This is a genomic window from Brevibacillus ruminantium (genome assembly GCF_023746555.1).
Taxonomy (GTDB): domain Bacteria; phylum Bacillota; class Bacilli; order Brevibacillales; family Brevibacillaceae; genus Brevibacillus; species Brevibacillus ruminantium.
On record NZ_CP098755.1, the window covers coordinates 1,615,727 to 1,641,488 of the forward strand.

At 51.6% G+C, this 25,762-nt stretch carries 24 protein-coding genes; 13 read left to right on the top strand and 11 right to left on the bottom strand.

The annotated features are described in order from the left end of the window. Nucleotides 1-28 precede the first annotated feature (28 nt). Nucleotides 29-1,540 carry a recombinase family protein gene (locus tag NDK47_RS07780; protein WP_251874279.1) on the bottom strand — a complete coding sequence of 504 codons (1,512 nt, stop codon included), beginning with the start codon at nucleotides 1,538-1,540 and terminating at the stop codon, nucleotides 29-31. A 148-nt stretch (nucleotides 1,541-1,688) separates the two neighbouring features. Beyond that, a complete protein-coding gene (locus NDK47_RS07785) occupies nucleotides 1,689-2,009 on the bottom strand; it encodes a winged helix-turn-helix transcriptional regulator (RefSeq protein ID WP_251874280.1) in 321 nt (106 codons plus the stop codon). A gap of 236 nt (nucleotides 2,010-2,245) precedes the next feature. On the opposite strand from NDK47_RS07785, the gene NDK47_RS07790 reads away from it, so the two are divergent. Beyond that, nucleotides 2,246-3,361, top strand: coding sequence for a YheC/YheD family endospore coat-associated protein (locus NDK47_RS07790; protein WP_251874281.1), 1,116 nt, complete (start codon nucleotides 2,246-2,248; stop codon nucleotides 3,359-3,361). Between the two features lie 17 nt (nucleotides 3,362-3,378). On the opposite strand, the gene NDK47_RS07795 is transcribed toward NDK47_RS07790, so the two are convergent. Next, nucleotides 3,379-3,894 carry a S1C family serine protease gene (locus tag NDK47_RS07795; RefSeq protein WP_251874282.1) on the bottom strand — a complete coding sequence of 172 codons (516 nt, stop codon included), beginning with the start codon at nucleotides 3,892-3,894 and terminating at the stop codon, nucleotides 3,379-3,381. Nucleotides 3,895-4,158: 264 nt separating this feature from the next. On the opposite strand from NDK47_RS07795, the gene NDK47_RS07800 reads away from it, so the two are divergent. After that, nucleotides 4,159-4,695 carry a PadR family transcriptional regulator gene (locus NDK47_RS07800; protein WP_251874283.1) on the top strand — a complete coding sequence of 179 codons (537 nt, stop codon included), beginning with the start codon at nucleotides 4,159-4,161 and terminating at the stop codon, nucleotides 4,693-4,695. A gap of 641 nt (nucleotides 4,696-5,336) precedes the next feature. Further along, nucleotides 5,337-6,602 (top strand): group II intron reverse transcriptase/maturase, encoded by a 1,266-nt coding sequence (ltrA, locus tag NDK47_RS07805; protein WP_251871428.1) that lies wholly within the window; start codon nucleotides 5,337-5,339, stop codon nucleotides 6,600-6,602. Between the two features lie 74 nt (nucleotides 6,603-6,676). Here ltrA and NDK47_RS07810 read toward each other — a convergent pair whose 3' ends face one another. Further along, nucleotides 6,677-7,789 (bottom strand): aminopeptidase, encoded by a 1,113-nt coding sequence (locus tag NDK47_RS07810; RefSeq protein ID WP_251874284.1) that lies wholly within the window; start codon nucleotides 7,787-7,789, stop codon nucleotides 6,677-6,679. Between the two features lie 212 nt (nucleotides 7,790-8,001). Between NDK47_RS07810 and NDK47_RS07815 the strand changes: the two genes are divergently transcribed. After that, a complete protein-coding gene (locus NDK47_RS07815) occupies nucleotides 8,002-8,301 on the top strand; it encodes a hypothetical protein (protein ID WP_251874285.1) in 300 nt (99 codons plus the stop codon). Between the two features lie 105 nt (nucleotides 8,302-8,406). Here the strand turns inward: NDK47_RS07815 and NDK47_RS07820 are convergent, their stop codons facing one another. Further along, nucleotides 8,407-8,502: a YjcZ family sporulation protein gene (locus NDK47_RS07820; RefSeq protein WP_251874286.1), complete on the bottom strand. Its 96-nt coding sequence runs from the start codon at nucleotides 8,500-8,502 to the stop codon at nucleotides 8,407-8,409. 172 nt (nucleotides 8,503-8,674) lie between these two features. On the opposite strand from NDK47_RS07820, the gene NDK47_RS07825 reads away from it, so the two are divergent. The 3 genes from NDK47_RS07825 to ytxJ all read left to right on the top strand — a co-directional run bounded on the left by NDK47_RS07825 (nucleotide 8,675) and on the right by ytxJ (nucleotide 10,027). Beyond that, on the top strand, nucleotides 8,675-8,911 hold the full coding sequence (locus NDK47_RS07825) for a hypothetical protein (protein ID WP_251874287.1): 237 nt from the start codon (nucleotides 8,675-8,677) through the stop codon (nucleotides 8,909-8,911). A 294-nt stretch (nucleotides 8,912-9,205) separates the two neighbouring features. After that, a complete protein-coding gene (locus NDK47_RS07830) occupies nucleotides 9,206-9,604 on the top strand; it encodes a hypothetical protein (RefSeq protein ID WP_251874288.1) in 399 nt (132 codons plus the stop codon). A gap of 96 nt (nucleotides 9,605-9,700) precedes the next feature. Next, a complete protein-coding gene (gene ytxJ / locus NDK47_RS07835; protein ID WP_251874289.1) occupies nucleotides 9,701-10,027 on the top strand; it encodes a bacillithiol system redox-active protein YtxJ in 327 nt (108 codons plus the stop codon). Between the two features lie 56 nt (nucleotides 10,028-10,083). Here ytxJ and NDK47_RS07840 read toward each other — a convergent pair whose 3' ends face one another. Beyond that, nucleotides 10,084-12,264: a cell division protein FtsA gene (locus NDK47_RS07840; protein ID WP_251874290.1), complete on the bottom strand. Its 2,181-nt coding sequence runs from the start codon at nucleotides 12,262-12,264 to the stop codon at nucleotides 10,084-10,086. Nucleotides 12,265-12,525: 261 nt separating this feature from the next. On the opposite strand from NDK47_RS07840, the gene NDK47_RS07845 reads away from it, so the two are divergent. From NDK47_RS07845 to NDK47_RS07860, 4 genes are all read left to right on the top strand, one after another. Continuing rightward, entirely contained in the window at nucleotides 12,526-13,623 is a 1,098-nt protein-coding gene (locus NDK47_RS07845; protein WP_251874291.1) for a bifunctional 3-deoxy-7-phosphoheptulonate synthase/chorismate mutase, read from the top strand. A gap of 191 nt (nucleotides 13,624-13,814) precedes the next feature. Further along, on the top strand, nucleotides 13,815-14,123 hold the full coding sequence (locus NDK47_RS07850; protein ID WP_251874292.1) for a metal-sensitive transcriptional regulator: 309 nt from the start codon (nucleotides 13,815-13,817) through the stop codon (nucleotides 14,121-14,123). Between the two features lie 114 nt (nucleotides 14,124-14,237). Continuing rightward, entirely contained in the window at nucleotides 14,238-15,257 is a 1,020-nt protein-coding gene (gene ccpA, locus NDK47_RS07855; RefSeq protein WP_251874293.1) for a catabolite control protein A, read from the top strand. Between the two features lie 39 nt (nucleotides 15,258-15,296). After that, nucleotides 15,297-16,232, top strand: a complete 936-nt coding sequence (locus NDK47_RS07860) for a 5'-methylthioadenosine/adenosylhomocysteine nucleosidase (protein ID WP_251874294.1) — start codon at nucleotides 15,297-15,299, stop codon at nucleotides 16,230-16,232. A gap of 156 nt (nucleotides 16,233-16,388) precedes the next feature. Here NDK47_RS07860 and NDK47_RS07865 read toward each other — a convergent pair whose 3' ends face one another. The 4 genes from NDK47_RS07865 to NDK47_RS07880 form a co-directional block, all read right to left on the bottom strand. Continuing rightward, entirely contained in the window at nucleotides 16,389-17,546 is a 1,158-nt protein-coding gene (locus NDK47_RS07865) for an acetoin utilization protein AcuC (protein WP_251874295.1), read from the bottom strand. Beyond that, nucleotides 17,543-18,190: a CBS and ACT domain-containing protein gene (locus NDK47_RS07870; protein ID WP_251874296.1), complete on the bottom strand. Its 648-nt coding sequence runs from the start codon at nucleotides 18,188-18,190 to the stop codon at nucleotides 17,543-17,545. The genes NDK47_RS07865 and NDK47_RS07870 overlap by 4 nt, the downstream gene beginning before the upstream one ends. 84 nt (nucleotides 18,191-18,274) lie before the next feature. Then, a complete protein-coding gene (locus NDK47_RS07875) occupies nucleotides 18,275-18,907 on the bottom strand; it encodes an N-acetyltransferase (RefSeq protein WP_251874297.1) in 633 nt (210 codons plus the stop codon). Nucleotides 18,908-18,990: 83 nt separating this feature from the next. Beyond that, the gene (locus NDK47_RS07880) at nucleotides 18,991-22,116 is read right to left on the bottom strand and encodes a penicillin-binding protein 1A (RefSeq protein ID WP_251874298.1); all 3,126 of its coding nucleotides are present in this window, start codon (nucleotides 22,114-22,116) and stop codon (nucleotides 18,991-18,993) included. Nucleotides 22,117-22,617: 501 nt separating this feature from the next. Here NDK47_RS07880 and tyrS point away from each other — a divergent pair. Further along, complete coding sequence (tyrS, locus tag NDK47_RS07885) at nucleotides 22,618-23,889, top strand: tyrosine--tRNA ligase (protein WP_251874299.1); 1,272 nt, start codon at nucleotides 22,618-22,620, stop codon at nucleotides 23,887-23,889. A 153-nt stretch (nucleotides 23,890-24,042) separates the two neighbouring features. After that, on the top strand, nucleotides 24,043-24,585 hold the full coding sequence (locus tag NDK47_RS07890) for a hypothetical protein (RefSeq protein WP_251874300.1): 543 nt from the start codon (nucleotides 24,043-24,045) through the stop codon (nucleotides 24,583-24,585). A gap of 374 nt (nucleotides 24,586-24,959) precedes the next feature. Here the strand turns inward: NDK47_RS07890 and rpsD are convergent, their stop codons facing one another. Next, nucleotides 24,960-25,556: a 30S ribosomal protein S4 gene (rpsD, locus tag NDK47_RS07895; protein WP_251874301.1), complete on the bottom strand. Its 597-nt coding sequence runs from the start codon at nucleotides 25,554-25,556 to the stop codon at nucleotides 24,960-24,962. Between the last annotated feature and the right edge of the window lie 206 nt (nucleotides 25,557-25,762).

Consider the following 25,762-nt stretch of genomic DNA (forward strand, 5'->3'; position numbering starts at 1 on the left):
CTGTAGAGGCAAAAGATGGGGCAACCTGCTAGCGGTACGCGATTATCCTCAAAGCAACTGTCTGGTTTTTACAATTCTCGATGGATGGACAAGTCTCTGCTTCCAGGCGCTCCAGGAGCAGGGCGGCCAACTGCCTGCGTTCCTCTCGAGATGCCTGCTCCCAAAGCCAGCTCCACTCCATCGTTACCGGATATGACCGATCCCGCATGGGTCCAAGCTCGAAAGGAGAGACAGAGATGCTGTCCATTTGCTGTTTGGCGGCGTCTTGCTCTGCCATGATACGCAGCTGATGTTGTTTGGCAGTCTGCCGTTCTGCCATGACGTTTAGTTGCTGTTGTTTGGCGGCTAACTCCTCCAGGGTGATGATCCCTGCCTCGTACGCTTCCATCCAGCGTTGCCGCCGCTTCTTCCATTGCGCGTGATCATCCATCTCTTGTGCCGTAGAGGCATGGAGACGTTGCAGCTTTCGATCCAAAGCAGACTGCAGCACTGGCTGAAAGGCTGCGAGCTGCTCCAGCAGCGCAGCTTCCAATCGATCCTCGCGAATGGCCGGCGCGCGGCACAAGCCCAGCCGCCGATTTTTACACAGGTAGTAGTAATGTCGATAATGCTTGCCGCTTTTTCGGACGGAGGCCGTCTTTCCCCGCATTTCGCTTTGACAGCGGGCGCAGTACAGAATACCGGAGAACACAAAAGGAGAGGAGAGGACGCGGGGGTGTACCTTCCGGCGCATCTTCAATCTTGCCTGTACCTGATCGAACGTATCCTGATCGATAATCGCGGGGTGAGAATCTTCGGCCAGAATCCAATCATCAGCGCGCTTTTGCTTCCCACCGGACGCAGCGTAATTCCAGCGGAGAGCGCCGTAATAGACCGGGTTGCGCAGCAGACGCGTGACGGTACTGCCGCTCCATTTGCCGCCGTGCTTCCCCAGATATCCCTTCTGGTTGAAGCTTTCGGCGATTTGACCAGGTGTAAAGCCGGATACGTAATGCTGAAACATCAGCTTGACGACCTTGGCTTCCACGGGATGTGGGGCAAGCTCCCCGTGCAGCAGGTGGTAGCCATAAGGGGGAGGCCCCCCTGGACGTTTTCGCTCCCGTGCCATCTGTTCCATCCCCAGTTTGACCCTCTCTCCCAGATTTTCTCGTTCCCATTGGGCCAAGGCCGCTACCAGGGTGATAAATAATCTGCCAATCGCGGTAGTCGTATCATAAACCTCCGTGCAGCTTTTAAAGCGGACGTCGTATTTTTCAAACTCCTGCAGCAATTGATATAAATCAAGGACAGATCGTGTCAGTCGATCCAGCCGATACACCAGAACGACATCCAGCTTCCTGCTTTTTACATCAGTCAGCAAGCGCTGCAGAGCGGGCCGGCTGATGCTTTTAGCGCTGATGCCCTCGTCGGTGTAGATGCCAGCAAGTGACCAATCCTGTGATCGTGTATACGCCAGCAGCCGTTCTTTTTGTGCGGCGATGGAAAAACCTTCGGCAGCCTGTTCCTCTGTACTCACACGAATGTAAATCGCTGTCCTCAAGGCGTCCCCCTCCCGAAATGCGAATTGCTAGAGTGTACACCGGAAGGGGCTTTTCCTATGCCATCACGCACAAAACTTTTGACAAAACAAAAGCCTGCAGCGCTTCAAACAGAAGACGCGGCAGGCTTTACGGGATGCAGCAGAGAGGCTACATCCATTTTTGGCCCCATTCATGAATGGAATCGATCACAGGGCGCAGCTCTTTTCCCTTTACCGTCAGCTCGTACTCGATCCGAACAGGGATTTCCGGATACACTTTCCGCTCCAGGATCCCCTGCTCTTCCAATTCCTTCAATCGCTCTGAAAGCATTTTATCGCTCATCTGCGGAACCATTTCCCGGATATCCTTGAATCGCACAGCGCCGCGCAGCAGCACATTGACAATCAGACCTGTCCATCTCTTCCCGAGAATATTGATGGCCCCTTCATATTTCGGGCAGGTTTGTTCATTCCCAAATTCATGAGCCATGTTGTTGTCACCTCTGAGGAACTTCTCTTATTAGTTTCATTGTAGCATATCCACTTGAAAAAGGTAAGTAACACGCATTGACTTTGTACCTATTGTTTTGTCCAGATTGTGCTTGATTATGCGTGTTTCGGCTGAGAGCGAAGGCCAGGCAAGGGCCCGATTTTTCCCTGTCTATCTCCATTCTTTTCGTTGATGGCATAAGCTATCACTGAAATTAGAAGGAAGAGGGTAACTGGATGAGAACAAAACCCGTACTTGGGATCCTGACTTGGCGAGAGGGCAAGCGGTTTTCAGAGCCGAAATACCTGCGACGGCTGGTGCTTGCCGGACAGCGTTTGGGAGCGGAAACGTTTCTCTTTTCCCATCAAGATGTAAATTCCGCTGAAAAGAAAATCAGGGGATTTGTTCCTGTAAAGGGAGGTGGTTGGGAAAGCCGTCTCTTTCCCTGGCCAGATGTTGTGATTGACCGATACCGAAAACGAGTGGACACGTACTTGCGGCTGCGCCATAGCGGGCTGTTTCAATTTGCCAACAGTCCCTTTGGGAAAAAGTGGCGGGTGACGGAGATGTTGGCAAAAGAAGAACGCGTCAAACACTGGATTCCGAAAACAGTGGTCTATGCAGCAGGCAAGGTAAAAGCGATGCTCAAACACCATAAAATCGTCTACGTGAAGCCGGGCAATGGGACAGGGGGACGAAGCATCGTCAAAATTATGGCGCAGGGAGATCATTTTCTGATTCGTGGCCGTAATCGACGGCTGTCGCAAGTAGAGACAAAGCTTGGCAGCGTGGAGTCAGTAGAAAAATGGATACGCCGCTGGGTCCGGGAGCAGCGGATCGGCGATGGCAACTTCCTTGTCCAGCAAGGGCTCGATCTGGAATTGGTCCCTGATCGAGTAGCAGATGTGCGCCTTCTGATACAGAAAAAGGGCGACGGCGAGTGGGATGTGACTGGAAGCGGCGTTCGCCTCGGTCCGGCCGGAAGCTCCATCTCCAATTTGCACGGGGGCGGCAAACCGATTTCGTTTTCGGCCTTCATGAATAAATGCTTTGGAGAGGAGAGAGCGCTGGAGATACATCAGGAATGCCAGCATCTGGCGCATGAGGTAGCCGTCGTTCTTGAGCAGAAATTCGGCCGGATGATGGAGTTTGGATTAGATGTGGGAGTGGATGTTCTGGGGGCAGTTTGGCTCATTGAGGTTAATCCCAAGCCTGGTCGGGAGATCTTTAGCCAGATGGGCGATAGCCAAACCTATGCCGAAGCGATTGCTCGGCCCGTTTCCTTTGCGCTGCACCTCGTTTCGGCAAGCGGGAGCGAGGAAAACAGTGACCCAAAACAAGGACGTGAGTAAACACGAAGGCGCATGGTTTATTTAGGGTGTTTTTGGCAGCTCCTCATCAGACGGTTTGCCGCTATAGCAACAGGCGGTGAACCAATGCTGATGACCCACTCGCCTACCTTGGTGTCTGAAGAGGTGCCAAGAGGCAAGGGGAACAGTTTGCAATCTGCGTCAATCTTGATCACGGCGTAATCACGAACGCGATCAGCCAGTACCCGTTGCGCTTCAAATACACGCCCATTGAATAGTTTGACGAGAATGGTGCGCGATTTTCCGATGACGTGTTCACTGGTCAGGATATATCCTTTGGGATGAAAGAGAAAACCGGAACCGTAACTCCGCTCGGAAGCAAAGGGCTGTTGATCGGAGACGAGGCTGCGTATGAGATCTTCTACGTTATCTGTTTGATGTGTATCTTCCGTAACGATGGACACGACGCCGTCCCTGACGCGCTCAACAATGGGTACGAAGAAGTTGAAGGGATGCAAACTGCTGCTCACAGGGTACTTGACTCGGGCGTAGCCGTTCCATTTTTTACTTTTCACGTTTCTCTCCCCCTACAGCAGATAGGTATGTATCATCTTATGGCAAGAAGGGGGGGATGGAACGCCCAAAATATGAGGCTTGGATATATCAATATTTTTAATTGATATAATAAAGAATTAGCATTGGTATATTTATAATGAAAAGTTTATAATGACATTAATAAAGAATATTTCGAACATATAAGCAGTTTCACAGAAACGGAGCGTACCGCTTTTGATGATCCTGCGCAAAAACAGGTAATGCCAGGGTGGAGGAGTAGAGAAATGGATGTAAAAACAATTATTCTTGGTTTTCTTAATTACGGGGAAATGAGCGGGTACGATATTAAACAGGCTTTTACCAATAGTATTGGCTTTTTCTATGACGCCAGTTTTGGTGCGATTTATCCAGCCCTCCGCAAGCTGGAGGAAGAAGGATATGTGACCAAACAGGAGATCATCCAGTCTGGAAAGCCGAACAAAATTTTGTACCGGATTACGGAAGCGGGCAAAGCCGGATTCAAACAGGAGCTGCAAACGCCGATCCTGCCGCCTGTACTTCGTTCTGACATGCTGGTGAAAATCTTCTTCAGCAACAACCGTACGGGAGCTGAAAAGCAAGAGCTCCTGGAAAACTGTATGGAGCTCCAGCGCAACATGCTGAAACAAAGTCGCGAATCATATTCAAAATTGATCGATACCTTTGACGATTATCAAAAGTTTTGTTGGGAGTACACGATTCATCATCTGGAGTCGACGATCTCGTTCCTGGAAGAGAAAATGCCTGCCCTTCAGAAGAAAGAGCCCGCCTATTCCATGTAGTGGACAGGTGCGCTTGAAAAGCGGACAGGTACGGTGGAAAAAAGAAAAAGCGAAAGGTTTCCATGCGGACCTTTCGCTTTTTTTAGTGCGCCCAGCATGGGCGATAGCTATAGGGTGGAAGTCCCGAACGGGGGGTGGCTGTCCCAACCGTTAGCTCAAGGCAAGGGTGTCGACCGTGAGGTCGAATCTGAAGGAAGCCAGCGGCAAAATCCCGACCTGAGGTACACGAACCCAATTTGAGGCTGTTGTATTCGGGCGAGTCTGCTAAACAAGACAAAGCCCCATACAGCCAAGGGATACAGCAGTAAACTTGGGCAGGTACATGGGATGAAAGTTATCGTTCTTACCTGGGGAGGTCTGCATGGAACGCCTTCAACTGTTGGTAACCGCCTCCGTAAGGAGGCGCTGAACATGCAGAAGTCAGCAGAGGCCATAGTACCCGAGTAGAGGACGCTTGAATGGGGAAGGGCTGAACATCAAGTCAGCACGCGATCCATGTCTTTTGTTACGATACGTCGAAGCAGAATTCCAGAAAGGAACTACTTTTGAAGAGCAGGGGTGAAGCCCCGAGGGTACAAAAAGAGGGCTGAGTATCGTTCAGCAAACACGGAACCCGCATGTGCGAAGGAAGGAATATCGTTATGGACTTGCTGGAGAAAGTTTTATCACGGGAAAACTTACGGATGGCACTTCAACGAGTAGAAGCAAACAAAGGTGTTGGTGGAGTCGATGGTGTTTCAACCGAACAACTACGCGACTATCTACACGAACACTGGCAAACTATCCGTGAGGAATTGGAAAGAGGAACCTATCGACCTTCACCTGTCCGCAGAGTCGAAATCCCGAAACCTGACGGAGGCGTAAGGTTATTAGGCATTCCCACCGTGGTGGACCGCTTCATCCAGCAAGCCATCCTCCAAGTATTAACACCGATCTTCGATCCCACCTTCTCGGAGTCCAGTTACGGATTTCGCCCGAAACGTAGCGCCCACATGGCAGTAAGGAAAGCGCAAGCGTATATCAGGGAAGGATACAGATTCGTGGTGGACATCGATCTAGAGAAATTCTTTGATCGTGTCAACCATGATATCCTGATGAGCCGCGTGGCTCGTAAAATCCAAGACAAGCGCCTTCTAAAGCTGATTCGATCCTATCTAAACGCAGGTGTCATGATAAAAGGAATCTGTACTACCTCAAGTGAGGGGACACCGCAAGGTGGACCGCTAAGCCCACTATTAGCAAATATCTTGCTTGATGATCTGGATAAGGAATTAGAAAAGAGGGGACATCGCTTTTGCCGCTATGCGGACGATTGCAACGTCTACGTGAAAACAAGACGAGCAGGAGAACGGGTTAAGAAGAGCATGAAAGATTACTTGGAAAAGGTGCTTAGGCTAAAAGTAAATGAGGAGAAAAGTGCGGTGGACCGGCCGTGGAAACGTAAATTCCTTGGCTTTAGTTTTACTTTCGTAAAACAGACAACGGTTCGTATCCACCCAAAATCCCTTCTCAAGTTAAAAGAGAAAATCCGCACGATCACGAATCCAGTGTGGAGTATCTCGCTTGAGGAACGGGTTGAAAGGTTAAACCAGTATCTCATGGGTTGGATTGGATATTTTGCCCTTGCAGACGCAAAGGGAATCTTACAATCCATTGAGGAATGGACAAGGCGTAGGCTCCGTCTTTGCTTGTGGACGCAGTGGAAACGAGTGAGAACCAGATATCGAGAACTCCGTTCTCTTGGTATATCTCACACAAAAGCAATTGAAATTGCAAACACCCGCAAGGGGGCATGGCGTACTACAAAGACTCCGCATATACACAAAGCCCTCGGCATTGCCTACTGGCAACAACAAGGGCTCAAAAGCTTAACACAGCGATATTTTGACATTCGTCAAGCTTGGTGAACCGCCGTATACCGAACGGTACGTACGGTGGTGTGAGAGGACGGGGGTTAGCCACCCCCTCCTACTCGATTCTCTTACTTCAGATTTTCCGGATTGAGGCATTCCAGCTCAGGAACGACAAAGCGGCCGTCTTTGCGGATCAGGCGATCATCAAACCAGATCTCGCCGCCGCCCCATTCCGGGCGTTGAATGCAGACCAGATCCCAGTGAATGGAGGACTTGTTGCCGTTAAATGCTTCGTCATAGGCTTGGCCCGGCGTGAAGTGGAAGCTTCCGTCAATTTTTTCGTCAAACAGGATATCCTTCATCGGATTTTGGATATATGGATTTACCCCGATGGCAAATTCGCCGACGTAGCGAGCCCCTTCGTCCGTGTCAAATACTTCGTTGATCTTTTCCGTATCGTTTGCAGTCGCCTCAACGATTTTTCCATCTTTAAACGTCAGCTTGATGTTGTCATATGTAAAGCCCTGATAAGGTGATGGTGTGTTGTAGGTGATGACGCCGTTCACCGAATCGCGTACTGGAGCGGTAAATACTTCACCGTCCGGAATGTTGTTTTGGCCGGAACATTTGATTGCCGGGATTCCTTTGATGGAGAAAGTCAAATCTGTTCCTGGACCGGTGATGCGCACCTTGTCTGTTTTTTCCATCAGCGTGACCAGATTGACCATCGCTTTGTCCATCTTGCTGTAGTCAAGCGTGCACACCTTGAAATAAAAATCTTCAAAAGCGGCGGTGCTCATATTGGCAAGCTGGGCCATAGAAGCATTGGGATAGCGCAGTATAACCCACTTGGTTTCCGGTACGCGTACATCGAGAACCGGGCGAGTCAGCAGGCGTTGGTATTGCTGCATCTTGTCACCAGGGACGTCTGCGTATTCATTAATGTTGTCGCCTCCGCGAATCCCGACATAGGCATCCATCTGTTTCATGAACGATACATCCGCTTCCCGCATAATCTCCAGTTGCTTTTCATTGGTTCCCAAAAGCAGCTCCCGCTGGATGGCCGGGTCGATCAGTTGCACGTAGGGATTGCCACCTGCTTTATACACTTCTTTGATCACAGCGCGCGTCAGCTCGGAGACGGAGCCTACCGCATAGATGAGAACGTTTTCACCAGCTTGAATGCGTGTAGAGTAGTTGACCAGCACTTCCGCGAGCTGTTCAATACGTGGATCTTTCATGGGCATGTTGACCTCGCTTTCCATTGCGTCTCATTCTGTATTGTACATGAGAAAAACCGGCTTCGCTAGGAAGGGTTCGCGCAAACGCTCTAAGTAAGAATGATGGGAATAGTCTGAATAAAAATGGATCGATAAAAGTATCTTAAAAGGACGAAACGATTCCCTAGTTGCAAACGTATGTAGGAGAAAACAGGAAAAAGGAGTTCAAAGAAATGAGCGATCTGTTGGCTATCATGATGTTTGCCGGCGCCTTGGTTTCTTTCCTCTTGCAGCATCGAAAAGCGATGGCGAAATTAACAGCCTTGCAACTGGCAGGCTGTGTCTTTTTCTACGCGATCACCATCGCGCTGGCGTTTGTCGTCATTTATTTTGGCGGGCGCTGGATTGCCCCTTTTTTCTCAAGCGACATGCTCCTCATGATTGTGCGTATTCTGCTGGTGGTCATCACGATCTGGGGATGCCGCATGCTTTTGGGAGGCATTGTCCAGTGGATTACCAGTCCACGCCAATAGAAAAAAGCTACCCGCGGGCAGGGTAGCATGCGTATGAAACGCGCTTATCAGGATCCGGTCCTAATGTATATGCAGTCATCCGCGCAAATGTGCGCTTATTAGTGTTTAATTATCGCAAGAGCAACCTACAATCACCAACAGGATGAATAAAATCAAAACGAGAGTAAATGCCTCGAAGGTTCCATTAAAGATACTGCTCATAAAACATCCTCCTTTGTTTTTTTAGCATTAGTGGCTTACACCCATAACATATGGGTTTTCGCACAGAGCCGTAACGGGCAAACGCCTATTTTTGCGAAGTATATTATTCTGAAAACATGGAAAAGCTAGAGGATACGAAAGTACTACGCGAAACGAAAGGATGGCATTTGTCATGCGCAAAGCCTTGTCCGGCATGGACCACTATTTTTTGGAACCTGTTATGATCAACGTTGGGGAAGACTTCAAGTCAATCGTATGGAAGGCCCAGTACGATATGGATTTTAATACGGAGTGTCTGTTCTGCTTTTCGGAAAGTATCACGGGATACCGCGTGGAGGACGAAGCAGGCCGCTCTGGAAAGGTCGCTGTCTGCCCGCATTGTGAAAAAGTAAACGCGATTTACGCTTGAGGCTCATTCAGGTAATTTCTTCCTTGCATCAGGCTGCGAATGTTGCGTTCGCAAATGTGATAACAGAGAGTGTCGCTTCCAGCGTTTAGCGCTACCTGTCGATTCTACAGGGCTGGTGCCTGTTTGCCCAATTTTCCCGAGCTTTCAACAGACGGAAACGATGTCACATGGGGGCATCGTTTTTGCTTGTGTCTGCCACTCTATCCACCAAGTACCACCCCTCGTTTAGCAGGATTGAATCTGGTGAAATCGAATAGATAGGGGAGCATACATAAGCAGGATAGAGGTGAACTCATGCACAAGAAATGCAGCCGCTGTGGTGATGACATGGAGGTGATTCTGCGCAACGTCATGTACCGAAAAAAGGTAAAAATTATGAATGTTCCGGTACAGGTTTGTCAGAATGATCACTGCTCTCACTTGCAGGTTGTCGATGTGGTCAAGGAAGATTTGAAACAACTGATGGAAAATCTGGGCCACAATCCACAGCGGCAAAACATCGAATTTGATGAAGTATCCGAGCTTTCTCACCTGCTGGTATTGATGGCGAATCAGGAAGAGGACGGGGCGGTTCGAGAAGCTTTGGAAGGGAAAGTAAACGAGCTGCTGGATCTGTTCTTGCTGGCCCAATCGCTAGGAGACGAGGAATGGATGCGGGAGCTGCGTCAGCGCCTGACCAAAATCATGATCTAAAAACTTGCGGTCACGTTGGCACCTGCTACATGGACTTCCGCTCTGCTTTTCCGTATACTAAAGCCACATACGCGTATCGAGAGGAGTGAAGTACAGGTGTCAGCAGGTCAATTGCACTCCCTGGAGGAGTTGGATCAATTCGTCTCACAGGCGGGAAAACGGCTGTTGTTCAAGCACAGCACCATTTGTCCAATCAGCACGACGGCTCATGAGGAATTTTTATCCTTTCTACAGGAACAAGATGTACCGGCGGCGGTGATTCTGGTTCGGGAGGATCGTCCCGTGTCCAATGAAGTTGCTGAGCGCTATTCCATCAAACACGAGTCCCCGCAGATTTTTCTGCTGGAGGACGGACAGGTAAAATGGCACACGTCGCATTGGAAAATCACCAAAGCAGCGATTGCCGAAGCCATTCAAGGCTAATAAAAGAGGTTGGCTAGTGGAGCCAACCTCTTTTTTGCTTACGAGCGAACACATTATTATTCCCAGTACAGCTCCAGCTTGTCGCCTGCGTTCAGCTCGGTATGAAAGGAGGCAGGCTCCCCGTTTACCAGCATCACCAACCGGCTGATACCTTCTGTTACCGGTTTTTCCAAAGAGACGTCGACGTATCGGAAAACGTCGCTAAACACAGGGGCGGTCGGCGTCGATGCTTTTACGCTGATCACGGCACCGTTTTCGACAATTTCATGCTGCTCTGCCGCTCTGCCGTTCATGGTGATGCTGAGGGAGGCAAGCGTAATGGTGACCGGCTGCCCGTTGAAATGGACGGAGATCGTCTCCTGTACCCATTCTTCCGGAGGGATGACATCCCTGATTTCCGGTGCCTGAAAGGGCTCTTCACGGAAGGTCAACTGGTCGCCGGGTCGCACAAAGTCGCTGAAAGCGGCATCCTTGCCGTTCACCTGCACGATTTTTTGCAGCGCCGGGAGCGTTGTTTCGTGACCGTTTACCTGAAAGTGGAATACCTCCACAGGCTCGTCAGCTCCATCAGCGGACCACACCCCGGATTCGCGCAGCACTTCTTCAACCGTTCGCGGCAAACGGATCACGATCTCGCTGCGGTCAGTAAGGCTTGCGTCCAGAGGGAGGGGAACGCCGTCCACGAGTGCGACAGGGCCAAGCGAGACAGGCTGTTCGTTGATGAACAGCTCCAGCGTGTCCAGCTTGTCCATCAGATCAATCACCTGCACCGTGGCATTTTCACCATCTTGCCCTGCGACGGCGACAATGCGGTCACCCTCTGCAATCGGTGTATCCAGTCCGCAGGCTTCCCCATTTTTTTCGATGACAGGCGGTGTGCCATGACCGCCGGGGATCATTTTCATCCGTCCATTCACTGTCAAGGTAATGGCCATTCCCGGCCTTCCGTGCAGGCGGCGAATATCCAGTCCGGAAGCGATCAAAGCGTCGCCGACAGTCATTTTTCGCAGATCAAAGATGCGAATCGAATGGTCATTTACCGTTACTGTTACATATTTCACCGGATGGCGCCGGGCTGCCACGGCAATCCCCACCGGTGTAACAAATTCAGGGCCATTGAGCAGCGGATGTTCCCCGACAAACTGGCGAATTGCATCTGCGCCTCGGACAGCCACACGTGCAGCAGGCAACCCGAGCGCCTCTGCCACACGTTCGGTCAGCTTGGGCGTCAGACTGCCGCCTCCGATCAGCATGACCGCTTGCGGTGCCTTGCCGTTTAGCTCCAGGATTTTCACAGCGATCTTCCCGGCGAGATTGGTAATCTCCGGCATAATGGCCTTCACGACTTCCTCGGTGGAAAGCGTTTGCTCCAGTCCGAGGATATCGGTGAACGTAATCTCGTCGGAGGAGGTGAGAGCGCGCTTCACTTCCTCTGCCATCGGAAAGTCCAGCAGAAACGCATTCATCAGGGCATCGGTAATCTCATCGCCTGCGACTGGCACCATGCCGTACGCGGTGATGGCGCCTTCCTCGGTCAGCGCGACGTCGGAGGTTCCGGCACCAATATCCACCAGCGCGATATTCAGTCTGCGCATGGTCACCGGGATCAGGACGTTAATTGCGGCAATCGGCTCCAGTGTGAGCGCCTGCATATCCAGCCCGCAGCGGTTCAATGCAGCGAGCAGCGAGTCTACGACGACGCGCGGCAAAAAGGTTGCGATGACATCCACGCTGGCCTTCTCTCCGCGCTGATCGATCAGATTGCCGATCAATTCTTCATCGAGGAAATAATTGACTACACTGTACCCGACACAGTAATAGCGGGTGACGTCCTGTTCGTTCAGCTCCTGCGCGAGCAGGGATTGGGCTTCCTGGACAGCAGAAAATTCCAGGGTGAGCACGTCGTCACGGGTAACGGCTGCGTGCCGGGAGAGCTGAATATCCATCCGCACGCGCTTGGTGCGAAGCGAGCGGCCTGCAGCGGCTACAGCTACCTTGGTAAGCAGTCCGTGCTTGGCTTCCAGCTCCTCTTTGATTTTTCCAATAACGCGGGACACGGCCATCACATCGTGGATCTGACCGTCCAGCATGGAGCGCTCGCTATGCTCGTGAACGGTGCAATCGATCACGCGAAACTGCTCGCCAGCCGGTTCTACGATCAGTCCAACCACTGTGCGCGTACCGATGTCCAAAGCAAATATCAGCTCATCAGAGGCTGCATGTTCATGGTCTGACAATGGGGGGTCACTCCTCGTACCGGTGGTAATTCCGGGAAATCATTCTGTCACCTAATTCGACTCGAAGACTGAAGAATCCTGTCGAAACAAGGAATCTTCTTCACTCTTCGCGAAAATTTAGAAAACGATAAAAAATACTTTATATTTACTTTCGCGCTTTTTGGCGCTAAACTGCTGACAAGGGAGTTTCGATCGATTATAATAACCCTAATTTATCGAAAAGACAAACAAAACTAGATGAGAAGAGGAGAGTGGAGACGAATGGCACATGATCCAGTCGAAACCATGCGGAAACAAATTGACGAGATCAATCTGGAGATTCTCGCCTTAATCAACAAGCGGGCTGCTCTTGTTCAAGACCTGGGCAAGGAAAAGCTGAAGCAGGGCATCAATCGTTTTGATCCAGAGCGTGAGCGCGAAATGCTCAACCTTTTGGTGGAAAACAATAACGGTCCTTTTACCGATAATACCATTCGTCATCTCTTCAAACAGATTTTTCAGGCATCTCTGGATTTGCAAAAGAGCGAGAACAAGAAAGTATTGCTGGTAAGCCGCAAAAAACAGCCGGAGGATACTGTTCTCTCCATTAAGGGTGTTGAATTTGGCGGCGGTGAACCGATTCTGATCGCCGGTCCATGTTCGGTAGAAAGCTACGAGCAGGTGCGTGCAGTAGCGGAGAACCACGTGAAGCGCGGACTTCGCGTGCTGCGCGGCGGTGCCTTCAAGCCACGTACTTCGCCATATGACTTCCAGGGCTTGGGTGAAGAAGGGCTGAAAATTCTGAAGCGCATCGGTGATGAATTCAACCTCGTAACCATCAGTGAAATTGTGACACCGTCTGATCTGGAGTTGGCGACCCAATACATCGATGTGATCCAAATCGGTGCTCGCAACATGCAGAACTTTGAACTGCTGAAAGCCGCGGGACGCCTCAATCATCCCGTTCTGTTGAAACGCGGTCTGTCGGCGACGATCGAAGAGTTCATCTACGCTGCCGAGTACATTTTGTCCGAGGGAAATACGCAAGTGATGCTGTGTGAGCGCGGTATCCGCACCTATGAAAAAGCAACACGCAACACGCTGGATATCTCTGCTGTGCCGCTGTTGAAGCAGGAAACGCATTTGCCGGTATTCGTGGACGTTACCCACTCTACCGGACGCCGCGATCTGCTCCTGCCGACTGCCAAAGCCGGTCTTGCTGTTGGCGCAGACGGAGTGATGCTGGAAGTTCACCCGGACCCGGATGTAGCACTTTCAGATGCCAAACAGCAGGTAAACATCCCGCAATTCAACGAAATTGTGGATGAACTGCTTGCTTCCGGCCTGTATAAGGAAGCGAAGGTCGCTGTCGAGAAATAGGCTGCCCCTGCACGAGCGCTTTTTCATTGCCGGCGTCTGTCTGGTTTGAGTTTCAAGAAGTTTGCGATCGTAAAAGGCTTTCCCACGCGGTTGGGAAAGCTTTTTTTCTACGGTCTATGATTTGACGAAAAACGGTGCAAACAGTAAGCTAACAGTAACAAGGGGATTTCTCGGAGAAGGGAGCACAACCTATGAGTGAGCAGGATCACTGCTGTTCGCCTGAGCGGACGACGCCGCGGACAGAGAAAATCAAGGCAAACATGATTGCTCGATTGAATCGGGTAGAAGGTCAGGTTCGCGGCATCCGAGGGATGGTAGAGAAAGATGTGTACTGCGACGACATCCTGAACCAGATCGCTGCCGTCCAATCTGCGCTGAATGCCGTGGGCAAAATGCTTCTCGAGGGACACATGAAAAGCTGTGTCATGGAGCGGATTCAGCAGGGTGACAACGAAGTGATTGACGAGCTGTTGAAGACCATGAATAAATTGATGAAATGAGCGGGGAGGGTGTCCGGAAAACAATTGCAACCGGACACACCTTGTCGTATCATAGGTGCATACATTTATGAAAATACTATGAAAACCATAAAATAGGGAAAGCGAGGGTGTGTGATGCCGGTAACAATCTATGATGTGGCACGGGAAGCAGGAGTTTCGATGGCGACCGTTTCCCGGGTGGTAAACGGGAACCCGAACGTAAAACCGCTGACGAGAAAAAAGGTGTTAAGTGCCATTGAACGCCTGGGGTATCGGCCCAATGCAGTCGCACGCGGTTTGGCCAGCAAAAAGACAACAACGGTCGGTGTCATCATTCCGGATATTTCCAGTTTGTTTTTTTCTGAATTGGCTCGGGGCATTGAGGATATTGCCACCATGTACAAATACAACATCATTCTTTGCAATTCGGACCAGCGTCTGGAGAAAGAGCTGCAGCTCATCAATACGCTTTTGGAAAAACAGGTGGACGGGCTTTTGTTCATGGGGGCAGAGATTAAGGAAGATCATCTGCAAGCGCTCAAAACAGCTTCGGTCCCGACCGTTCTGGCTGCGACCCGCGATGCGGACAACACGCTTCCGTCTGTTACCATTGATCATTTCCAGGCGGCGTATGATGCGACCAAAGAACTGATTGATCACGGACACAAACGTATCGCCATGATTACCGGGCCGATGAATGACCCGCTCGGCGGTTTGATGCGTTACGAAGGCTACAAGCGGGCCCTGTCTGATTCCGGTTTGCCGCTGGACGAGTCTTTGGTTGCTCACGGCAATCTGTTCTACGAGTCCGGTCTGCAGGCGACTGCCGGATTCCTCGCCTTGCAAGAGCGGCCTACGGCGGTGTTTTCGGCAAGTGACGAGATGGCGATCGGTGCCATTCATGCCGCGCAGGATGCAGGGCTTCATGTTCCGCGCGATCTGGAAGTGATCGGTCACGACAATATCCGTCTGGTCGAGATGGTGCGGCCGCGTCTTACCTCTGTCGTACAGCCGATGTATGATATCGGTGCCGTTGCCATGCGGTTGTTGACCAAGTACATGAACAACGAACAGGTGGATGAACATGTCGTGCTCCTGCCGCATCGTATTGAGTATCGGGAAAGCACTCGTCCGCGCGAGACGACATCCAGCTAGGGAGAGTGCTGCACATGCTGCGGCAAGAGGAGGACAGCAATGAAAATCGGAATAATCGGGGCCATGGATGAAGAGATCGCCCTGTATGTAGACAATCTGGCAGAAACGGTCACCGTGGAAAAGGCCGGGATTACGTATTATGAAGGCAAATGGGAAGGAACATCCGTCGTCCTGTGCAAATCAGGCGTCGGCAAAGTAAACGCCGCAGTTACCACACAAATCCTGATTGATCAGTTTAAAGTGGACAGCGTGATCTTCACAGGCGTGGCCGGTGCCGTGCATCCGACGCTGAACATCGGGGATATCGTCGTCTCTACAGACTGTCTCCAGCATGATATCGATGTGACGCCGCTCGGCTTTGCGCCCGGTCAGATCCCGTTCACGGAAAAATCGGTCTGGGAGGCAGACCCGGGACTGATCCAGCTTGCCGTACATGCAGGCCGGGAGCTGGAGGCAGGGGTTCAGGTCACGACCGGACGCATTCTCTCCGGGGATCAGTTCGTTGCCGACAGAGAAAAGGTTCAAAAGCTGCACGAGCAGTTTGCAGCTCATTGCATCGAGATGGAAGGGGCGGCTGTCGGACAAGTCTGCGCTATGAACCAGACGCCGTTTGTCGTCGTTCGCTCCATGTCTGACAAGGCAGACGGGTCCGCTCATGTCAACTTCGCCGAGTTCACCAAGCTGGCTTCCGAACGCTCCTACGCCATCGTCAGACAGATGCTGAGAGCGATGACCCCGGCGGTCATCGTCTACTCGACGAAGAATTGCATCGATTGTGACATGGTCAAGAACTGGCTGACTGCCAAGGGACTTCGTTTTGAAGTCCGAGATGTGATGACCAGCCGGGCGTATCAGGAAGAGGTCGAACGCTTTGGTTTCATGGGGGTTCCCGTGACGGTTGTCGGTGAAAAGGCCGTCAAGGGCTTCCAGCCTGTCGAATTGGAACAGCTGGTTGCCGGGCTTGGCACTAAATAAACAGCCGAATAAACAACCAAAAAACAAGACAGATAAGCTCCGCCAGTTGGATTGGCGGAGCCTTTTTGTTAGGAAAGCTTTGCGGTTGCCAGCCAGAAGATTCTGGTGATTCAATCAAGTAAAGAGCACCGAATGTGCCCCATTCGCTGTTCGTCCTCAGCTCTCCTCTGCAACCGGGGCATGCATCATGGCCCGCTCCAGGGTGATGCGATTTTTCTCCGAGATTTCAATACGTCGAGGCATCGGCGGAAAGGCGGTATCAAACAGACGGTCAGGAAGCTTTTCTTCACTGAGCGGCTGCCACTGCGTCAGCCATTGTTCGGGCAGAGGGCCATCTGTCAGCGGTTGATCACTCATCTCACTCCAGAGCAACGTCCAGGCTCGAGGGACAACCCGCCAGATATCGTAGCCTCCGCCTCCCACCGCAATCCATTTTCCACCGCAGTACTGATGGGCCAACTGATGCGCTAGCCGAGGAATCTCCTGGTAGATTTTCATGGAGCAAGAAAGATGGGTAAGCGGATCAAAGGTGTGCGCATCACAGCCGTTTTGGGTCAAGATCACGTCCGGCTTGAAGCCCCGTGCCAATTTGGGAAGCAGCTCCTGGTAGATGTGCAAAAAGGAATCATCCTCCGTAAAAGGATCCAGAGGAACGTTAACCGAATAGCCGTAACCGCTTCCATCACCGCGTTCTGTTAAATTGCCGGTCCCGGGGAACAGGTATTTTCCCGTCTCATGGAGGGAGACCGTCAAGACCTCGGGATCGTCATAAAAAGCCCATTGCACCCCGTCGCCGTGGTGAGCATCCGTATCGATGTAAAGGACGCGGGCATTCCATTGCTTGCGCATGTAGGCGATCGCCACAGAACAGTCATTATAGATGCAAAAACCGGAGGCGCGTCCGCGGAAAGCGTGATGCAGGCCGCCAGCAGGGTTAAAGGCGTGGGCCGCTTGTCCCTTCATGACCGCGTCGACGGCCTGCAAGGTACCGCCGACAATCAAGGCTGCCGCTTCATGCATCTGGGGAAAGCAGGGCACATCCTCTGTTCCCAGGCCGTAACTGGCTGCTGCAGGAAGCTCCTGGCTGCTATGTCCTTGTTGGCGGACAAATTCGATGTAGCGCGGGTCGTGAACGAGCGCCAATTCATCATCCGTCGCCATCCGCGGCGGCAGGAGATCGGCTTCTGTCAAAAGCCCGTAGGCGCTCATCAGATCATGGGTCAACAGCAGGCGGCGTTGGTTGAAAGGGTGTTCATCGTGAAAATAATACTGGGTGTAGTCCGGCGAGTAGATCAGACGAGCGTTGCGGCTCAAGGGTGCATCCCTCCTTCACCGGGGGCTATGACAGTGAAGCCCTGTGTGCGAAGCTTCTGGACAAGTGGGCGGGGATCGATGGTTTGCGCTCGGAAAACCAGGCATTTTTTGGCCGGCTGTGAACCAGGGAAGACGACAATGCTGGATACGTTGACTTGGGCCTCGCGAAATACTTGGCTGACTTCTGCCAGCATTCCCACGCGATCATCCACTTCGACTTCGATATGACAGCTTGGCTTGTTGACCCCAAATAGCTCGATCAAACTGGTAAACAAGTCCGATTCGGTGATGATGCCGACCAGCCGATTTCCTTCGACCACGGGAAGAGAGCCGACTTTATGTTCATAGATCTGCATGGCGGCGTCTTCGATGAAGTCAAGGGGGTGAGCCGTCAGGACCTGCCGCTTCATGATGGCGGAAACCGGCTGGTTCAAAATCGCAAGGCCGTCGTCTTCACGCGGCAGCAGGACAGAGGGAAGGGCTTCGCCCAGATCACGATCAGAGATAATGCCCACAAGCCGTTCCTGCTCGACAACGGGCAGATGACGTATCCGGTTTTCCTTTAATAGTTGCAAAGCCTCACCGATGGTGGTGGAGGGAGTCGCGGTGACGACCCGCTTGCGCATGATATTTTCGATTCGCATGAATAATACCTCCCGATTTGTAGAGGGCTATAGACGTGCCTATGAGAATTGCCAGCGACCCGGTTGTTTTCAGTCTATGAGCCACTAGAATAAATAGCGGTTTTGAAAACGCATTGCATCAAAGGCGACAATACTGTCTGGAGGCACCCGTTTGCCGATTCTTGCCATGAGACAGTTTGCCGGGTGCGAACAAATTTCAGGATCATCAGTAGCCATCCACATCATGTCGGCACTTCCCATGACCTTCTCCATGACTTTGCGATACTCCCAGACGTCTAGTCCGGTTCCTTTCAAATCCCAATGCCAGTAATACTCTGTCGTGATGACAATGTAATCCTCCATGGCATCGTCGGAGAAAGAGACTTCCAAGAGTCCTTTGGCGACTCCGCCAGCCCGGATGCTGTGGCTGATCTCGATAGCGCCCAGCTCCAACAGATCGGGAAGCTGTGCCTGTGACCAGCGCTCCATAGGGTCCGGGTACAGGAGTGTGACGTACCCCAGGACGAGATCATCTTCGCGCGCAAGAATGATGCGGCCTTCAGGCAGTGCAGCGATTTCCACCAGGGCCTTCTGCTGTTCCTCCGGAATCCGAAATGCCTTCAACCCTTCGTCAAATCGCATGGCAGCCAGACGCTCTGCAGGCACGGGACCTTCCAGCAGCAATTTTCTTCCGTTCACAACCATCTGCTTGGAGTGGTACCTTTTGATGTGTTCCATACGGTCACCTCCCTTGGTAGAAAAACAGAGATGGCAAGCTCGTTACCATCTCTGTTGTATACCTCTATCTAGCAGTATTCAATTTAGTTTGCTTTTACACTGTTGGATTGTGGCGATTCTCCGTAATTATTCACGGCGGTGACGTAATACGTGCCAGCCACATCGCTTACCTTGTGAATATAGCTGGTTGCTGTAACCGTGTCGAGCAGGAGGTAGCCGCTTGCGGGATCAGGACTAAAGTAGATGTTGTACGCAAGCACTTGATCAGAGCTTCGGCCCGCTTTCCACTCCAGCTTAAATCCGCCGGATGCGCTGGATACCTTTAGTGATTGAGGAGCAGTTGGCGGTGTAGCGGACGGTTGTTCTGCTCCGCCGCCGCTCGTATTGCCACCAGAACCTTCTCCGATCGGCACCCATGGGTCTGGAAGCGGATCAGGCAGGCCGCCGCTGTTATCCGGGTAAGGCGGCAGCTCCCAGGTCCCTGCCGAAGAGCCGGCAGAGGCAACAGGGGAAGGTGCTGATTCATGACCGTCGATGTCGACGGCGGTTACGTAATAGCCGCTGTTGGCACCGCTTCCTCCGGTCTCTGTATGTGTGAGGACAGAGGGGTCCTTGACGGTCGCGATCTGGAGGAAACCAGCGTACGGATCGGTGCGATACACGCGATACCCGAGCAAATCCGCTTCTCCACCGGATTGCCAGCTAATCACCGTCTGGTTGCCGGAATTAGAGACCTTCACGTTGCTCGGAGCAGAGGGAGTTCCTTCTACAGAAGTCCGAGGGTCCTCTTTATTGGGCAAACGCTGCTCCCAGTCTGGCGGCTTGACAGAGGCCTTCTTGTTTTGTTCGGTGACTTCCAGCACCTGCTTTCCGTCGGGTGCTGGATCTGGCGAACGGTAGAAGATCCCCTCGGTTACGAAGTCGTCAGGTGTTCCATCCTTGGCCAAATAACGTTCATTGTTGTAGATGACGATGCGTGCCCGCGCATGGGCATCGTCCACTTTTGTCGGTACAAAGCGGCGATTGAAGATGTCTGTGATCAGATGACCCGCTTCCTTGGAAAGCTCGCTTGGCAGCATGCCTGATTTGCTGTCTACTGTAGCGCTGATGACACCGGCCGGCTTTTTAAAGGCAGCATCAGGTGCAGAGATTTCCGGATATTTTTCCCCAATCTCTTTCATCACCTTGCCCCATACGATCATCGGAACGTATTTGTCCTTGTCGGGCATGGGATAAGGCTCGTCATAGCCGACCCAGACGCCCATGGACACCTCAGGCGTATACCCGACGAACCACAGGTCATTGGAGCTGTTCGTCGTACCTGTCTTGCCGGCGACGTCCACTTTGCGCGGAACGTATTTTCGAACATGGTTACCCGTTCCGGCGTTGACGACGTCGCGGAGTGTATCGGTGATCAGGTAGGCCGTTTCCTCGCTGTAGACCTGTACCGGCTGCGCTTCGTGGCGGAAGACCACTTTGCCCTGACTGTCTTCAATCCGGTCGATCAGGTAGGCATCGACAAATGAACCATGGTTGGCAAATGTCGCATAGGCATTCGTAATCTCTTCGACGGTCAGGCCGTAGCTGAGACCGCCGATAACTCCTGTGGCAGCGTAATTATCATTGTCCACAAGGGTAGTTACGCCCGTTTTCTTGACGTATTCCAACGCGGTTGGGATCCCGACCTTGAGGTAGGTTTTAATCGCGGGGATATTCCACGATTGCCGCAAAGCTTCGCGGGCACTGACGATCCCCTGGAATTTGTTGTTCCAGTTCATCGGCGTATGCGACCCGTTGCGTCCGTCCGCCAGCACCAGTGGTGAGTCATCAATTGGAGATCCCGGCTGCAAAATGCCCAGCTCAAATGCGGGAGCGTAGGCTGCCAGCGGCTTCATAGCAGAACCTGGTTGTCGTGGTACGGTGGCGTGATTGGTCTGTTCTACAGTGAAGTCACGTCCGCCGATCATCCCCAGGATGGCGCCGGTTTTGTTTTGGATGAGCATCGCACCGACTTCTTCCAGTGCATTCTCAATTTTTTCTGTCTTTCCATTCGAACGGCGAATGGTATAAGTCGCATTTTTCCCGAAGTTTGCCGGGTCTGCTGCGATCTCCTGCATGAACTTGTAGATATTCTGATGAACTGTAGTGTGTACTTTGTAGCCTCGCGTCAGAATTTCGCGTCGCTTTTCTTCAATCAGTTGACGGTATTCATTGCGGCCGACTGTTTCCTTTTCGCGTCCTTTTGCCTTTAGTTCCGTATCGACGAGAGCCCGAGCTGCACGTTCTTCGATTTCCATCATCAGGAAAGGTACTTCTCTGTACGCCTGCTGAGTCGGTTTGGCCAAGCGAGGCTGTAAATCAGCTGCGAACGCTTCATCGTATTGGGTCTGGTTTATGTAGCCGTTCTCCTGCATGCGATCGAGAACCATTTTTTGCCGATCTTTTCCCCGTTGATACCCTTCCGACGAAAAAGGTGCATACATGCCCGGATTCTGAATCATCCCTGCCAGATAGGAGGCTTCTGCCAAATCAAGGTCTTTTACATCTTTGCCGAAAATCCCTTTGGCAGCGGCTTGTACACCGTAGACCACCGAACCGTTTATGTTTTTTCCGAGATAAATTTCGTTGAGATACGCTTCCAGGATTTGATCCTTGGAGAAAATGCGCTCGATTCGGATGGCGTTAAAGATTTCCCGCACTTTACGAGAGTGGCTTACTTCCTGGGACAGGATCGTGTTTTTGACCAACTGCTGGGTCAAAGTGCTTCCGCCCGTTACAACTGGCTGATTGGTGAAATCCTGGTAAGCTCCCCGCAGTGTGGACTGCAAGACCACTCCTTTGTGTTGTAAGAAATTTTTGTCTTCCGTCGCGATGATGGCATTGATTAGATAAGGTGATACCTCTGATTTTTTCACCAGTCGCCGGTCACCCTCGGCTGCGCGAAGTGGACCGATCAGCGTGCCGTCGTTGTAGTAGGCAAAGCCGGTCAGGTAGTTAGTAAAGATCTTCTCTGCCAGCTCTTCCTTGCTACGAATAGGCTCGTCCTTTACGAGGGCGGCCACGTAACCTGCCAGAATTCCTCCTGCCAAAAAGCCGCCCATCAGCCCCAAAACAAGAAGGCCCGAGGCAATCAGCGTAAACAGGCGTCTGCGGCCTCGACGGCGCTTTTTCTTTGTCGACTCAGAGGAAGAAGTTTGGTTGTTCGACATGATCTAAGACCCCCTAGCATCCTGATTATACCATAGGAAAAACCGCGTTCATAGCAGACGTGTTGACAGCATGTGACTGTTGTGCAACAATAGCTCTATATTGCTTGATTCGCACATACGCAAAGGAGCGTTGAACGGCGACAGTAGCATGTGACAAGCGGAACTGCGATTTCGACAAATCCTCCCTGGTTTTGAGGAGGAGCGCGAAAATCGTCTTGCAGAGAGCTGATGGTTGGTGAGAATCAGCCCCTTCCACATCGCGAAGTACACGTCGGGAGCTAGCCGGATATCCGGACGGTGCAGGCCGTTATCCTGTATTCGAGTGGAAAAAATGCCTGTCATTTTTTCAACTAGGGTGGTACCGCGGGTTCAATCTCGTCCCTACAGAGGGGCGAGATTTTTTATGTTTTCCAAAAGTTTCGCTACCCTTTCACGGCTAACGTAGAAAAGGCGAGGAAAGCACCATTTGTATTCTGAAGAAAAAGAGGAGTTGGCAGAGCCATGAGCACGGAACAAAACACGCAAACATTCACACTGAACGAAGCGCAAAAGCAGGAGGTTGAACGTCAACTGGCGATCATTCGCCGCGGTGTGATGGAGATTATTCCAGAAGAGGACTTGCGCCGCAAGCTGGAGAGATTCGTCGTCACCGGCCAGCCGCTGAAGGTGAAACTGGGTCTGGACCCATCCGCCCCGGATATTCACGTCGGCCATACGGTTGTGCTGCAAAAAATGCGCCAATTTCAGGAGCTGGGACATACTGTGCAGCTGCTGATTGGTGATTTTACCGGACGGATCGGGGACCCCACCGGAAAATCAGAGACGCGCAAGCCGTTGACGGAAGAGCAAGTCAAAGAAAATGCAAAAAGCTATGTGGAACAATTTGGAAAGGTATTGGATGCGAGCCGTATCGAAATCCATTACAACTCTGCGTGGCTCTCTCCCTTGACCTTCGCCGATATCGTGGAACTGGCCGCCAAGACGACGGTGGCGCGCATGCTGGAGCGTGACGATTTCGAGAAGCGCTACAAAAGTGAGCAGCCTATCTCCCTGCATGAGTTTTTCTACCCTTTGATGCAAGGCTACGATTCCGTCGCTCTGCAGTGTGATGTGGAGCTGGGGGGAACAGACCAGAAGTTCAACCTGTTGATGGGGCGCAACTTGCAAAAGGAATACGGGCAGGAGCAGCAGGTGATTATTACCATGCCGCTGTTGGAAGGTCTCGATGGCGTGCAGAAGATGTCCAAAAGCCTGGGCAACTATATCGGCGTCAATGAGCCGGCGAATGAAATTTACGGCAAAGCCATGTCCGTCCCAGATGAGCTGATGGTTCGCTACTGGGAACTGGCTACCGATATTTCCAATGAAGAGCTGGAAGCACTCCGCGCGGGACTTGCGGATGGCAGCATCCACCCGCGTGATGCCAAAATGAATCTGGCGAAAACCTTCGTACGGATGTACCACGGCGAAGAAGCAGCTGAAGCGGCCGAGAACTACTTTAAAACCGTCTTCCAGCAACGTGCATTGCCAACGGATATTCCTGAGGTCGCGGTGGATCTCTCCGCCTACGAAAACGGAGAAGCCAATATTGTCAACCTGGTATTTGACCTGAAGCTGGCAGACTCAAAAGGCGAGGCGCGCCGGATGGTGCAGCAGGGAGCGGTCAAAATCAATGAGGAAAAAGTAAGTGACATTAACCAGCAGGTAGCACTTGCTGACGAGATGGTGGTTCAGGTGGGCAAGCGCAAGTTTGCCAAACTGAAGCTGGGATAAATCGCACGGAAACAGTAAAAAACAGGAACCACAGCAGAGGCTCCAGCGCTAGGATACAGCTTAGCGCTGGGCCTTTTTTCCTGTTTTCGAAACTTTTCCAGCTCTGTTGAGTCAAATTGTAGGAAGGCTCATATAGAAACGGAGTGGAAGCAGATGATAACACTGGCCCAAGCCATTCCTTTACGCAGGTCGATTGAACGACAAATCGATGAGCTGAGGGAAGAGCGGATGGAGTTTTCTGCGGTCATCATTGCAAAAGGTGAAACACCGGAATTCCCTGAGCGCACAGTTGAGATGATTACAGCGGAACTGAATCAGGCGCGCACCGATTATCTTCGTTTGAACAGATTGATCGCAGAGGCTAATTTGAAAGAGGTCGTAGAGTGGGATGGCCGTTTCATCTCCTTGATCGAAGCGATTGAGCTCGCCAAACAAATGAGGCAAGAAGCAGGGGAGTTTAAAAGTCTGGGGGTACGCAAAAAGATTGAACGCGCTTCTTCCTCCCCTTACCACGGACGGCCCCGCTTTCATGAAGGGGGGAGCGATCTGATCAGCGTCGCTACCTACGATCCCGATACATATCGAGAATCAGGAAAGAAGCTGGAGCGTCGAGCCAACCTCTTGTCCAGTAAGATTGAGACGGCAAACCATTCTCTGACACTTGATTTTGACGCTGCCAGCTACATGGGAGAATAGCCGGACAGTCCGGCTTTGGGGAGAAAAGGGGACTTTTCTTTCGAAAGCTGGCTTGTCCAGCAAAGCAGGAGAGTGTGAGCGCCGCAGCTTCAGGCGTATTGAAGCACTTTTTTACAAAAGAGAACTGGTGATGAAAGTCAAACGGATCACGACTGACAACTGACTCTTGACGAGCTTACCTCTCACGGACTTTTGATGATACAATCCTGCTCCGTCTCCTGCCTTTTCCCAAGTGATGGGCCTCCACTTTTCAGAAGGGGGCCTTTTTGATTGCTCAGTGTTTGTGGAAGGCGGCGTAAGAAATTCATCTGGTTCATAACAGCAAAAAAGAGCAGGCCGATGAACGGCGCTGCTCTTTTTTATAAACCGAGAGATTAACGGCTGTAGAACTCAACGATCAGAACTTCGTTGATTTCAGCAGGCATTTCTTCGCGGTCTGGGAGGCGGTTGAATGTACCTTCCAGTTTGCTGTCGTTGAACGTGATGTAGTTCGGCAGGAAGTTGCGTGCTTCCACAGCATCCTTGATGATTTGCAGGCTGCTGGATTTTTCACGAACGGAGATCACGTCACCTGGTTGTACGCGGTAGGAAGGAATGTTCACTTTTTTACCGTTTACCAGGAAATGACCGTGGTTTACAAGCTGACGAGCTGCAGGGCGAGTAGGTGCGAAGCCCATGCGGTATACTACGTTATCCAAACGGGATTCCAGCAGCTTCATGAAGTTTTCACCCAAAACGCCAGCCATTTTGCCAGCTTGATCGAATGTGCGACGGAATTGCTTCTCGTTTACACCGAACATGTGGCGCAGCTTTTGTTTTTCTTGCAACTGGAGACCGTATTCGCTCAGCTTGCGACGGTTGTTGTGACCGTGTTGGCCTGGCGGGAAATTACGTTTAATGTCTTTGCCTGTACCGTCCAGGGAGATACCCAGACGACGGGCCAGTTTGTGACGAGGTCCTGTGTAACGCATGTATTCATTCTCCTTTAAGTTGGATTCGCAGGTGTTTACTTCCGTGAGGCTAGTTTCATCTTTATCTACACGAACTTCGGACGGTAGCGTTTCCGCATCGTGCTCCTGGGCAGGAGTTCAGCCGCTGCCTGCAAAGGGACGAAACTAAGAGGGCTAACCTCCCGTTTTTACCTACAATCAATGCTACCCTGTACACATACAATCAA